This window comes from Nocardioides sp. TRM66260-LWL (assembly GCF_020075545.1).
GTDB lineage: Bacteria > Actinomycetota > Actinomycetes > Propionibacteriales > Nocardioidaceae > Nocardioides.
This window is the reverse complement of the sequence record NZ_JAIQZK010000004.1, coordinates 203,699-217,117: the sequence shown is the minus strand read 5'-3', so window position 1 is coordinate 217,117 and position 13,419 is coordinate 203,699. Positions and strand designations below refer to the sequence as shown.

The 13,419-nt window shown below is 71.7% G+C and carries 8 protein-coding genes; 7 read left to right on the top strand and 1 reads right to left on the bottom strand.

Translation table 11 applies throughout. The features are described 5' to 3' along the window. Positions 1-233 precede the first annotated feature (233 nt). From rpoB to K8Z61_RS12010, 6 genes are all read left to right on the top strand, one after another. Positions 234-3,719 (top strand): DNA-directed RNA polymerase subunit beta, encoded by a 3,486-nt coding sequence (gene rpoB, locus K8Z61_RS12035; protein WP_224129817.1) that lies wholly within the window; start codon positions 234-236, stop codon positions 3,717-3,719. 106 nt (positions 3,720-3,825) lie between these two features. Next, positions 3,826-7,647, top strand: a complete 3,822-nt coding sequence (locus K8Z61_RS12030; RefSeq protein WP_224129815.1) for a DNA-directed RNA polymerase subunit beta' — start codon at positions 3,826-3,828, stop codon at positions 7,645-7,647. A 162-nt stretch (positions 7,648-7,809) separates the two neighbouring features. Then, on the top strand, positions 7,810-8,403 hold the full coding sequence (locus K8Z61_RS12025; RefSeq protein WP_224129812.1) for a DUF4232 domain-containing protein: 594 nt from the start codon (positions 7,810-7,812) through the stop codon (positions 8,401-8,403). A 51-nt stretch (positions 8,404-8,454) separates the two neighbouring features. After that, positions 8,455-9,720, top strand: coding sequence for a geranylgeranyl reductase family protein (locus K8Z61_RS12020; protein WP_224129810.1), 1,266 nt, complete (start codon positions 8,455-8,457; stop codon positions 9,718-9,720). Between the two features lie 2 nt (positions 9,721-9,722). After that, on the top strand, positions 9,723-10,559 hold the full coding sequence (locus K8Z61_RS12015; protein ID WP_224129808.1) for a 1-acyl-sn-glycerol-3-phosphate acyltransferase: 837 nt from the start codon (positions 9,723-9,725) through the stop codon (positions 10,557-10,559). A 9-nt stretch (positions 10,560-10,568) separates the two neighbouring features. Beyond that, positions 10,569-11,474: an NUDIX domain-containing protein gene (locus K8Z61_RS12010; RefSeq protein ID WP_224129806.1), complete on the top strand. Its 906-nt coding sequence runs from the start codon at positions 10,569-10,571 to the stop codon at positions 11,472-11,474. 13 nt (positions 11,475-11,487) lie between these two features. On the opposite strand, the gene K8Z61_RS12005 is transcribed toward K8Z61_RS12010, so the two are convergent. Beyond that, a complete protein-coding gene (locus K8Z61_RS12005; protein WP_224129804.1) occupies positions 11,488-11,886 on the bottom strand; it encodes a hypothetical protein in 399 nt (132 codons plus the stop codon). A 113-nt stretch (positions 11,887-11,999) separates the two neighbouring features. Between K8Z61_RS12005 and K8Z61_RS12000 the strand changes: the two genes are divergently transcribed. After that, positions 12,000-13,268: a hydroxyacid-oxoacid transhydrogenase gene (locus K8Z61_RS12000; RefSeq protein ID WP_224129803.1), complete on the top strand. Its 1,269-nt coding sequence runs from the start codon at positions 12,000-12,002 to the stop codon at positions 13,266-13,268. Positions 13,269-13,419: the final 151 nt, after the last annotated feature.

Here is a 13,419-nt window from a genome sequence, read left to right as displayed (position 1 = left end):
CCGCGCGCGGCGCCGTGTGACGAGGCGTCCGGGGCGGCGCCGGTGGAGAGGTGCTTGACCCGCCGCCCGGCGCCGGTCATCATCATCGCGTCGCTTGACAGCGCGGGTTGCCGTGCGCCCTCGTGCCGTGTACCTTTGGCCTTTGCGTCTGCCCTCAGATGCCCTCTGCCTGTCAGGCGGCGGAGTGGTGGGGGGTGACGCCGTCGACGAGCCGAACCGCCGAAGGACTCCTCTTGGCCGCGCGCACCGCCTCTGGTTCCCACCCCCGCCGCATCTCATTCGCGAAGATTCAGGAGCCGCTCGAGCTCCCGCAGCTCCTCTCCCTGCAGACCGCCAGCTTCGACTGGCTGATCGGCAACGACCGCTGGGCCGCCGAGGTCGAGCGCCGTCGTGCCGAGGGCGAGGACGTCTCCTCCAAGTCCGGTCTGCAGGAGATCTTCGAGGAGATCTCCCCGATCGAGGACTTCTCCGAGACCATGTCGCTCTCGTTCGAGAACCCGGTCTTCTACGACCCCAAGTACACGGTCGAGGAGTGCAAGGAGAAGGACTTCACCTACTCCGCGCCGCTCTACGTCTCGGCCGAGTTCACCAACAACGACACCGGCGAGATCAAGGGCCAGACGGTCTTCATGGGCGACTTCCCGCTCATGACCGACAAGGGCACCTTCGTCATCAACGGCACCGAGCGCGTCGTCGTCTCGCAGCTCGTCCGCAGCCCCGGCGTGTACTTCGAGCGCACCGCCGACAAGACGTCCGACAAGGACATCTACACCGCCAAGCTGATCCCGAGCCGCGGCGCCTGGCTGGAGTTCGAGATCGACAAGCGCGACCTCGTCGGCGTGCGCCTCGACCGCAAGCGCAAGCAGAACGTCACGGTGCTGCTCAAGGCCCTCGGCTGGACCAACGAGCAGATCCGCGAGGAGTTCGGCGAGTACGAGTCGATGATGCTGACCCTGGAGAAGGACAACACCCAGGGCCAGGACGATGCGCTGCTCGACATCTACCGCAAGCTGCGTCCCGGCGAGCCGCCGACGCGCGAGGCGGCGCAGACGCTGCTGAACAACTACTACTTCAACCCCAAGCGGTACGACCTGGCCAAGGTCGGTCGCTACAAGATCAACAAGAAGCTGGGCCTGACCCAGGCCTTCGACCAGCAGACGCTGACCGTCGACGACGTCGTCGCCGCGATCAAGTACATCGTCGCGCTGCACGACGGTCGCGAGGAGCTGCCGCTGCCCGAGACCCTCGCCGAGGGTCCGGCCACGCTCCCGGTCCTCGCCGACGACATCGACCACTTCGGCAACCGCCGCATGCGGTCGGTCGGCGAGCTGATCCAGAACCAGCTGCGCACCGGCCTGGCGCGCATGGAGCGCGTGGTCCGCGAGCGGATGACGACCCAGGACGTCGAGGCCATCACGCCGCAGTCGCTGATCAACATCCGCCCGGTCGTCGCGGCGCTGAAGGAGTTCTTCGGCACCTCGCAGCTCTCGCAGTTCATGGACCAGACCAACCCGATCGCGGGTCTGACGCACAAGCGTCGCCTCTCCGCGCTCGGCCCCGGCGGTCTGTCCCGCGACCGCGCCGGCATGGAGGTCCGCGACGTCCACCCATCGCACTACGGCCGCATGTGCCCGATCGAGACCCCTGAGGGCCCGAACATCGGCCTGATCGGCTCGCTGGCGTCCTACGGGCGGATCAACCCGTTCGGCTTCGTCGAGACGCCCTACCGCAAGGTCGTCGAGGGTCAGGTCACCGACCAGATCGACTACCTCACCGCCGACGACGAGGACCGTTACGTCATCGCGCAGGCCAACGCGACCCTCGACGACGCGAACCGCTTCGTCGACGAGCGCGTGCTGGTGCGTCAGCGCGACGGCGAGGTCTCCGAGGTCCTGGCGGCCGAGGTCGACTACATGGACGTCTCGCCGCGCCAGATGGTGTCGGTCGCGACCGCGCTGATCCCGTTCCTCGAGCACGACGACGCCAACCGCGCGCTCATGGGCGCCAACATGCAGCGTCAGGCCGTCCCGCTGATCACCAGCGACAGCCCGTACGTCGGCACCGGGATCGAGTACCGCGCGGCGGTCGACGCCGGCGACGTCGTCACCGCCACCGCGGCCGGCGTGGTCACCAACGTGTCCGCCGACCTCATCGAGTCGATGAACGACGACGGCACCTACTCGGCCTACCGGCTGGCGAAGTTCCGCCGCTCGAACCAGGGCACCTGCATCAACCAGCGTCCGCTGGTCTCGGCCGGCGACCGGCTCGAGGTCGGCACGCCGATCGCCGACGGCCCGTGCACCGACGACGCCGAGATGGCGCTGGGCACCAACCTGCTGGTGGCCTTCATGCCGTGGCAGGGCCACAACTACGAGGACGCGATCATCCTCAGCCAGCGCCTGGTGCAGGAGGACATCCTCACCTCGATCCACATCGAGGAGCACGAGGTCGACGCCCGCGACACCAAGCTGGGCCCCGAGGAGATCACCCGGGACATCCCGAACGTCTCCGAGGAGATGCTGGCCGACCTCGACGAGCGCGGCATCATCCGCATCGGCGCCGAGGTCACCACCGGCGACATCCTGGTCGGCAAGGTCACGCCCAAGGGCGAGACCGAGCTGACCCCCGAGGAGCGGCTGCTCCGCGCGATCTTCGGCGAGAAGGCGCGCGAGGTCCGCGACACCTCGATGAAGGTGCCGCACGGCGAGTCCGGCACCGTCATCGGCGTCCGGGTCTTCGACCGCGAGGAGGGCGACGAGCTGCCGCCGGGCGTCAACCAGCTGGTGCGCGTCTACGTGGCCCAGAAGCGCAAGATCTCGGTCGGCGACAAGCTCGCCGGACGCCACGGCAACAAGGGCGTCATCGCCAAGATCCTGCCCGTCGAGGACATGCCGTTCATGGAGGACGGCACCCCGGTCGACGTCATCCTGAACCCGCTCGGCGTGCCGCGACGGATGAACATCGGCCAGATCCTCGAGCTGCACCTGGGCTGGCTGGCCAAGCAGGGCTGGGACCTCAACCTCACCGGCGACGTGAACGACGCCGAGTGGAAGCAGCGCCTGATCAAGATCGGCGCCGACAAGGCCGCCCCGAACTCCAAGGTCGCGACCCCGGTGTTCGACGGCGCCCGCGAGGACGAGCTCACGGGTCTGCTGAGCGCGACCATCCCGAACCGCGACGGCGTCCGCGTCGTCGGCGAGGACGGCAAGGCGCGGCTCTTCGACGGCCGCTCCGGCGAGCCGTTCCCGGACCCGGTGTCGGTCGGCTACATGTACATCCTGAAGCTGCACCACCTCGTGGACGACAAGATCCACGCGCGCAGCACCGGCCCCTACTCGATGATCACGCAGCAGCCCCTGGGCGGCAAGGCCCAGTTCGGCGGCCAGCGGTTCGGCGAGATGGAGGTCTGGGCGATGGAGGCGTACGGCGCCGCCTACGCCCTGCAGGAGCTGCTCACGATCAAGTCCGACGACGTGCCCGGTCGCGTCAAGGTCTACGAGGCGATCGTCAAGGGCGAGAACATCCCCGACTCCGGCATCCCGGAGTCGTTCAAGGTGCTCGTCAAGGAGATGCAGTCCCTCTGCCTCAACGTGGAGGTGCTCTCCCAGGACGGCTCGAGCATCGAGCTGCGCGACGCGGAGGAGGACGTCTTCCGCGCCGCCGAGGAGCTCGGCATCGACCTGTCCCGCCGCGAGCCCAGCTCGGTCGAAGAGGTCTGATCCCCACCCCGTCCCCGGTCGGCGCTCGTCGCCGGCCGGGGCGGGCGGATCCGACGTCCCGCTTTCCCTCAGCTTCAGCTAGAACCAACGAAGGGTTGCAGCCACCGTGCTCGACGTGAACTTCTTCGACCAGCTTCGGATCGGCCTGGCCACCGCGGACGAGATCCGCCAGTGGAGCCACGGCGAGGTCAAGAAGCCGGAGACCATCAACTACCGCACGCTCAAGCCCGAGCGTGACGGCCTCTTCTGCGAGAAGATCTTCGGTCCCACCCGGGACTGGGAGTGCTACTGCGGCAAGTACAAGCGCGTGCGCTTCAAGGGCATCATCTGCGAGCGCTGCGGCGTCGAGGTGACCCGCTCCAAGGTGCGTCGCGAGCGCATGGGCCACATCGAGCTCGCCGCGCCCGTCACCCACATCTGGTACTTCAAGGGCGTCCCGAGCCGTCTGGGCTACCTGCTCGACCTCGCGCCGAAGGACCTCGAGAAGGTCATCTACTTCGCCGCGTACATGATCACCTCGGTCGACGAGGACGCGCGTCACCGCGACCTCTCCGGCCTGGAGGGCAAGGTCGGCCTGGAGCGCGAGCGCCTCGAGCGTCGTCGCGACCAGTCCCTGGAGGACCGCGCCAAGAAGCTCGAGGAGGACCTCGCCGCTCTCGAGGCCGAGGGCGCCAAGGCCGACGCCCGGCGCAAGGTGCGCGACGGCGCCGAGCGGGAGATGAAGCAGCTGCGCGACCGCGCGCAGCGCGAGATCGACCGTCTCGACGAGGTGTGGGACACCTTCAAGAGCCTCAAGGTCCAGGACCTCATGGGCGACGAGCTGCTCTACCGCGAGATGAAGAACTGGTTCGGCAAGTACTTCGAGGGCCACATGGGCGCCACGGCGATCCAGAAGCGCCTCCAGGACTTTGACATCGCGGCCGAGGTCGAGAGCCTCCGCGAGACGATCGCCACCGGCAAGGGCCAGAAGAAGGTCCGCGCGCTGAAGCGGCTCAAGGTCGTCGACGCGTTCCGCAAGACCGGCAACCAGCCGATCGGCATGGTGCTCGACGCCGTCCCGGTCATCCCGCCGGACCTGCGTCCGATGGTGCAGCTCGACGGCGGCCGCTTCGCGACCTCCGACCTCAACGACCTGTACCGCCGCGTGATCAACCGGAACAACCGGCTCAAGCGGCTGCTCGACCTCGGCGCGCCCGAGATCATCGTCAACAACGAGAAGCGGATGCTGCAGGAGGCCGTCGACTCGCTGTTCGACAACGGCCGCCGCGGTCGTCCGGTCACCGGCCCGGGCAACCGGCCGCTGAAGTCGCTGTCCGACATGCTCAAGGGCAAGCAGGGTCGCTTCCGTCAGAACCTGCTCGGCAAGCGCGTCGACTACTCGGGCCGCTCGGTCATCGTGTCGGGCCCGCAGCTGAAGCTGCACCAGTGCGGTCTGCCCAAGCAGATGGCGCTGGAGCTCTTCAAGCCGTTCGTCATGAAGCGGCTCGTCGACCTCTCGCACGCGCAGAACATCAAGTCCGCGAAGCGGATGGTCGAGCGCGCGCGTCCGGTCGTGTGGGACGTCCTCGAGGAGGTCATCACCGAGCACCCGGTGCTGCTGAACCGTGCGCCCACCCTGCACCGCCTCGGCATCCAGGCCTTCGAGCCGCAGCTGATCGAGGGCAAGGCCATCCAGATCCACCCGCTCGTCTGCACCGCGTTCAACGCGGACTTCGACGGCGACCAGATGGCCGTCCACCTGCCCCTGTCGGCGGAGGCCCAGGCCGAGGCGCGCATCCTGATGCTCTCGACCAACAACATCCTCAAGCCGTCCGACGGCCGACCGGTGACGATGCCGACCCAGGACATGATCGTGGGCCTGTTCTTCCTCACCACCGAGCGCGAGTCCGCGCCCGGCGCCGGCCGCTCGTTCAGCAGCCAGGCGGAGGCGATCATGGCCTTCGACGCCGGCGAGATCTCCGTCCAGACCCCGATCCGGGTCAAGCACGACGGCGAGCTGCTCGAGACCACGCTCGGCCGGACGCTGTTCAACGACACCCTCCCGGCGGACTACCCGTTCGTGAACTACGCGGTGGGCAAGAAGCAGCTCGGCGCGATCGTCAACGACCTCGCCGAGCGCTACGGCAAGGTCGAGGTCGCCGCCTCGCTCGACGCGCTGAAGGACGCCGGCTTCCGCTGGGCGACCTTCTCGGGCGTCACGGTCTCGATCGACGACGTCACCACGCCGCCGGACAAGGCCGAGATCCTCGGGGGCTACGAGAAGCAGGCCGCGAAGATCCAGAAGGACTACGAGCGCGGCCTGATGACCGAGGAGGAGCGCCGTCAGGAGCTCGTCGAGATCTGGACCGACGCCAGCCGCAAGGTCGGCGAGGCCATGGAGAAGGCGTACGACCGGTCGAACCCCATCTTCATGATGGTCGACTCCGGCGCGTCCGGAAACATGAACCAGATCCGCCAGGTCGGCGCCATGCGCGGTCTCGTGGCCAACCCGAAGGGCGAGATCATCCCGCGCCCGATCAAGGCCAACTTCCGCGAGGGCCTCTCGGTGCTGGAGTACTTCATCTCCACCCACGGCGCCCGCAAGGGCCTGGCCGACACCGCGCTGCGGACGGCCGACTCCGGCTACCTGACCCGTCGTCTGGTCGACGTGTCGCAGGACGTCATCATCCGCGAGGACGACTGCGGCACCGAGCGCGGCCTGCCCAAGCGCATCGCGGTGCGCCAGGAGGACGGCTCGGTCGTCAAGTACGAGAACGCCGAGACCGCCGCGTACGCGCGGTCGGCCGCGGTCGACATCGTGCACCCGGCCACCGGCGAGGTCCTGGTCGAGGCGGGCGCCGACATCGGCGACGTCAAGATCGCCGAGCTGATCGAGGCGCAGATCGAGGAGGTCAAGGTCCGCTCGGTCCTGACCTGCGAGGCCCGCACCGGCACCTGCGCCAAGTGCTACGGCCGCTCGCTGGCCACCGGCAAGCTCGTCGACATCGGCGAGGCGGTCGGCATCATCGCCGCCCAGTCGATCGGCGAGCCCGGCACGCAGCTGACCATGCGCACCTTCCACACCGGCGGCGTCGCGTCGGCCGACGACATCACGCAGGGTCTTCCCCGCGTCGTCGAGCTCTTCGAGGCCCGCTCCCCGAAGGGCCGCTCCCCGATCTCCGAGGCCGCCGGCCGCGTCCAGATCGAGGACACCGACAAGGCCCGCAAGGTCCTCGTCACGCCCGACGACGGCTCGGAGGTGCAGGAGTACCCGGTCTCCAAGCGGGCGCGTCTGCTGGTCGCCGACGGCGACCACATCGAGGTCGGCCAGAAGATCACGGTCGGCACCGAGGACCCGCAGGACGTCCTGCGCATCCTCGGCGTGCGTCGGGCGCAGGAGCACCTCGTCGACGAGGTGCAGAACGTGTACCGCTCGCAGGGCGTGTCGATCCACGACAAGCACATCGAGATCATCGTCCGGCAGATGCTGCGTCGGGTCACGGTCATCGAGTCCGGCGACACCAACCTGCTGCCGTCCGACCTCGTCGACCGCGTGGTCTTCGAGGAGGAGAACCGTCGCGTCGTCTCCGAGGGCGGCAAGCCGGCCTCGGGTCGTCCGGTGCTCATGGGCATCACCAAGGCCTCGCTGGCGACCGAGTCGTGGCTCTCGGCGGCCTCCTTCCAGGAGACCACCCGCGTGCTCACCGACGCCGCCATCAACGGCCGCTCCGACAGCCTGCGCGGCCTGAAGGAGAACGTGATCATCGGCAAGCTGATCCCGGCCGGCACCGGCCTGGAGCGGTACCGCAACGTGCGGGTCGAGCCCACCGAGGAGGCGCGCGCCGCGGCGTACGCCGTCACCGGCTACGACAGCTACGACTACGAGTTCGGCTCGACCGGCCAGGCCGTGGCCCTGGACGACTTCGACTTCGGGTCGTACCAGAGCTGATCGCAGTCGAGGCATGACGGACGGCCCGTCGGGGGAGACCCCGGCGGGCCGTCCGCCGTTCAGGCACTTCTCAGGCGATCGCGACAACTCCCGCGCGCCGGGATGGGTCCCACTCCTGGAACGACCGAGAGCCGGTCGTGAAGACACCAGGAGATGATCCGCATGATCCGGTCCACCCAGACCGACGCCGAGCGCCCCGCCCGCCGCGTGACCCGCGCGCTGGCGACCGCCGGGATCCTCGCCGCCACCGCCGCGGTGGCGGTCCCCGCCGTCGACGCCTACGCCAACCCGTCCGACCTCGCGCCCTCGGCGACCTCCGCGGCGCGCACCGCGCCGTCGGCGTGCACCCCCGGCGACGTGACCGTGTCGTACCGCGTCACCGACGCCGGCGCCGGCCAGCGCTACGGCCGGCTGGTCGTCACGAATACCTCGGGCAGCGCGTGCAGCATCCGTGGCTACGGCGGTCTGTCGTACGTGGGCGGCGGCGACGGCACCCAGATCGGCGCCTCGGCCTCCCGCACCGCGGGCACCGTGCGCACCGTCGTCCTGCAGCGGGGCGGCAAGGCCGTGAGCGAGGTCCACGAGGCCGTGTCGTCGAACTACCCGACCGGCACCTGCCGGCCGCGCAAGGTCGACGGCTTCCGGGTGTACCTGCCGGGCGCCACCGCGTCGGAGTTCGTCGCGCACCGCACCACCGGATGCGCCTCGACGAAGGTCCACCTGCTCAGCCACACGCCGTTCCGCGCGGCCGCCTGAGCCTGATCGACCACGAGGTCGGGATCACCCGTCGCCTGACACAATGGCGGGGTGATCCCGACCTCGACCGACGTGCTGGTCGTCGGTGCCGGCCCGGCCGGCTCGGCCGCCGCGGCCTGGGCCGCCCGGGCGGGCGCCGACGTCGTCCTGGCCGACGCCGCCACCTTCCCGCGCGACAAGACCTGCGGCGACGGCCTCACGCCGCGCGCCGTCCACGAGCTGGCCTCGCTGGGCCTCGAGGAGTGGGTGCGCGCGCACGCCGTCAACCACGGCCTGCGCGCCCACGGCTTCGGGCAGACCCTCGAGCTGCGCTGGCCGGGCGGCACCCTGCCCTCCTGGGGCAGCGCGGTCGCCCGCACCGAGCTCGACGACCACCTGCGCACCACGGCGCTGAAGTCCGGCGCCCTGGGCGCCGAGGGCCTGCGGGCCGTCGACGTGCGGATGCGCTTCGGCCGGGTCGAGGCCGTCGTCTTCGAGCGGCGCACCGGGGCCGGGGGAGCGGGACGCACCGGCGAGACCGTCGAGATCGCCTGCCGTCGGCTCGTCGTCGCCGACGGCGTGCGCTCGCCGCTGGGCAAGGTGCTGGGCCGTGAGTGGCACCGCGACACCGTCTACGGCGTCGCCGGCCGCTCGTACGTGACCTCGGCGGCCAGCGACGACCCCTGGATCAGCTCGCACCTGGAGCTGCGCGACGAGCAGGACCAGATCCTCTCGGGCTACGGCTGGATCTTCCCGCTCGGCACCGGCGAGGTGAACCTCGGCGTCGGCACGCTCGCGACCGCGAAGCGGCCCGCCGACATCGCCGTCCGCCCGCTGATGCAGCTCTACGCCGACCAGCGGCGCGAGGCCTTCGGGCTCTCCGGTGAGCTGCGCGCGCCCGCGTCGGCCCTGCTGCCGATGGGCGGCGCCGTCTCGGGCGTCTCGGGCCCGAACTGGGCGCTCGTCGGCGACGCCGCGGGCTGCGTCAACCCGCTCAACGGCGAGGGCATCGACTACGGCCTGGAGACCGGCCGGATGATCGCCCACCTGCTCACCGAGCAGCCCGACCGCGAGCTCTCGGTCATCTGGCCCGACCTGCTGCGCGAGCACTACGGGGAGGCGTTCTCGATCGCGCGTCGGCTCGCGGGCCTGATCACCGTCCCCGGGCTGCTCGCGACGCTCGGCCCCGCCGGCATGCGCTCCGACCTGCTGATGGGCCTGGCGCTGCGCTGGATGGGCAACCTGGTCACCGACGAGGACCGCGACCGTGCGGCCCGGGTGTGGCGCTGGGCGGGGCGCCGCTCGCTCGCCCGCGACGCCCGCGCGCCGTTCGCCTGACCGTGCGCCGCCGACCGGTCGCGCCGACCCGTGACGAACGCTGGTACGAGCGCAGCATCCGCACCGGGGAGCGGCTCTTCGCGGCGCTCCGGCTCGACGTGCGGATCGAGGGCGCCCGGGCGATCCCCGTCCACGGGCCGGTGGTGCTGGCGAGCACCCACTCCTCCTTCCTCGACTTCCTCTTCGTCGGCCAGGCCGGCGTCACGCGCGGCCGCTACGTGCGGTTCCTGACCCGTCACGACATCTGGTCCTCCCGGCCGGTGGCCCGGGCGATGGACGGCATGCGTCACGTGCCCGTCGACCGCGCCGCCCCGGCGGGGGCCTACCTGCAGGCGCGGCGGCTGCTGCGCGAGGGCGAGGCCGTCGGGATCTTCCCCGAGGGCGGCGTCGCGTTCTCCTCGACCGTGCGGCACCTGATGCCCGGCAGCGCGGCGCTGGCCGCGGAGACGGGCGCGCCGCTGGTGCCCGTCGCGCTGTGGGGCGGCAACCGGCTGTGGCCGGCCGGCCCGAAGGTCGACGGCCGGATCCCGCGTCCCGACCTCACCCGCGGGCGCCGCGTCGACGTGCTCGTCGGCGAGCCGATCGCGGTGCCGCGGGACGCCGACCCGCGGGAGGTCACCGAGCGGCTGGGCCACGTGCTCACCGGGATGCTGCACGGGCTGCAGCGCGCCGAGCACCATCGTCCGCGCGCCGACGAGCACGCGTGGTGGCACCCCGCCCACCTCGGCGGCCAGGCGCCCGACCCCGTCGTCTCGTCCTCGACCCTGGAGAACCTGCCCTTCGGCGCCGTCAGCCCGACCTGGCACCCCTGGCCGGGCTCCCGGCCCCCGGCTGACTAGCCTGGCGACGTGGATCCCGACGACGTCCCCGAGGCCGCGCTGCCGCGCTCGCAGCGGCTGGCGGCGTACGCGGTGATCGTGCGGGCGCACCGGGTGCTGCTGTGCCGGCTCTCCGAGCGGATCGTGGCCACCGAGCTGTGGACGCTGCCCGGCGGCGGCGTCGAGCACGGCGAGCACCCGCGGGACGCGGTCGTGCGCGAGGTCCGCGAGGAGACCGGGCTGGAGGTCGTCGTCGGCGACACCGCCCGCGTGCACTCGGTGCACCAGCCCGATGTCGAGCGGGAGGGGCGCTGGGACCACCACTCGGTGCGGCTGGTCTACGACGGCCGGGTGCCCGACGACGCGCCCGAGCCGCGGGTGCTCGAGGTCGACGGAACCACCGCGGAGGCGCGGTGGTTCCCGCTCGTCGACGTGGTGGAGGGACGCGTCCCGCTGGTGCCGCTGGCCCGGCAGGAGCTGGTGGCCCGCGAGCCCGTGCGGACGCAGCGGCTCGCGGCGGTCGCCGTCGTCACCCGCGCCGGGGCGGCGGGGGAGGAGCTGCTGCTCACCCGGCTGGGACCGACCGCGCCGCATGCGGGTCGCTGGACGCTGCCCGGCGGCGGCGTCGAGCACGGCGAGGCGCCGGCCGACGCGGTGCGCCGCGAGCTCCACGAGGAGTGCGGGCTGGACGCCGAGGTGGGCCGGCTGCTGTCGGTGCACGACGCGCACTTCACCGGGCGCGCGCCGTCGGGCCGCCAGGAGGACTTCCACGCCGTCCAGCTGGTCTTCCGCGCCAGCGTCGACGTCGCCGCGACGCCGCGGGTGCTCGAGGTGGGCGGCACGACCGACGCGGTCGCGTGGGTGCCGGTGGTCGACGTCGAGGCGGGTCGCCTCGAGGTCACCGAGCTGGTGCGTGCCGGGCTCGCCGCCCGCTGAGGGCCTCGGCCGGTCAGCCCCGGACGCCCCGCAGGCCGGCCAGCCCCCGCAGGTGCTCGTCGAGGGCGTCGGCCGCCCGGAGCGCGGATCGGCTCAGCGCGTCGAGGCCGACGACCGCGTCCGCGGCGTCGGGGTCGGACTCCGACCGGGCGCCCGCGAGCAGGGCGTGGGAGTCGCGTCGGGCGTAGAGGCGGATCAGCTCGGCGTCCAGCTCGGCCTGCGCGAGGACCAGCTCGGCGCGCCGCGTGGTCTCGGCCTGCACGGCTGCGGCGTGCTCGCGCACCGCCGCCTCGACCGCGCGCAGGCGGCAGACCAGGCTCTGGGCCAGCGTCTCGGGATCGACGCCCGCCGGGTCGGCGGCGCCGGTGAGGTCGTCGTCGAAGGCGTCGGCGTTCGGGCTCGCGATGGACACGGTGTTCCCCCCATGGATGCGGTGTCTGCGACCCATGCTGCGTCCGGGGCGGCGACGCGCGGGGAACAGGGCGTCCACCCTCGGGTAACAGGTGCGCGGGCTAGGGTCGCGCCGTGAGCGAGACCGTCTTCACCTATGCCGCGCCCGCCCTGAAGTTCGGCTCCGGCGCCAGCGCCGAGATCGGCCACGACCTGCGCGGGCTCGGCGCACGGCGGGTGCTGCTCGTCACCGACCCGGGCGTCGCCGCGGCCGGCCACCCGGCCCGGATCGCGGAGCAGATCGCGGCCCACGACGTCGAGGTCGTCGTCTTCGACGCCGTGCACGTGGAGCCCACGGACGCCTCGATGGAGCAGGCCATCGACTTCGCCCGCGACGCCGGCCCGTTCGACGCGATCGTGGCCGTCGGCGGCGGTTCGTCGATCGACACCGCCAAGGCGGTCAACCTGCTCACCACCAACCCGGGCGAGCTGATGGACTACCTCAACGCGCCCGTCGGTCGCGCCCAGGCGCCGGTCAACCGGCTGCTGCCGCTGGTGGCCGTGCCGACGACCACCGGCACCGGCAGCGAGAGCACCACCATCTGCGTGCTCGACGTGCTGTCGCTGCACGTGAAGACCGGCATCAGCCACGCGGCGCTGCGTCCGACGATGGCCGTCGTCGACCCGTCCCTGACCCTCGGCCAGCCCGCGCTCGTCACGGCCGCCGCGGGCATGGACATCCTCTGCCACGCGCTGGAGAGCTACACCGCCAAGTGGTTCGGCGACTTCGAGGCCAAGCGCCCCGAGCAGCGGGTGCCTTACTGCGGCGCCAACCCCATCGCCGACCTGTGGTCCGAGCGCGCCATGACGCTGCTCGCCGAGGCGTTCCGTCCCGCCGTCCGCGACGGCTCGGACGTCGAGGCCCGCGAGCGGATGGCGCTCGCGGCGACCTTCGCCGGCTTGGGCTTCGGCAACGCCGGCGTGCACATCCCGCACGCCAACGCGTACCCGATCGCGGGCCGCGTGCGCGACTACCGTCCGGCCGGCTACCCGCAGGACGAGGCGATGGTGCCGCACGGCATGGCCGTGTCGCTCACCGCGCCCGAGGCGTTCCGGTTCACCTTCGACGCCGCTCCCGAGCGTCACCTGGCCGCCGCGCGGCTGCTCGACCCCGTCGGCGCCGACTCCTCGCTCGGCGCCGACGCCCTGCCCGACGTCCTGCGGCGGCTGATGCGCGACATCGGCATCCCGAACGGGCTGGCCGAGGTGGGCTACGGCGCGGGCGACGTCGACGACCTCGTCGAGGGCTCGCTCAAGCAGCAGCGCCTGCTCGCCACGGCCCCCGTCACGCCCACCGACGACGACCTCGCCCGGATCTTCGCGGACTCCCTGACGCACTGGTGAGGGGCCGCGCCCGCATGTAACGCGGAGTCCCGTGAACTGACCACCAGTCGTGAGGGGGCGTCAGTTCACGGGACTCCGCGTTACAAGGCGCGGTGGGGGCGAGCGGCGTCACCCCGGGGAGCCGTGGGCACGGGCCATGCGGGCTGGGGTC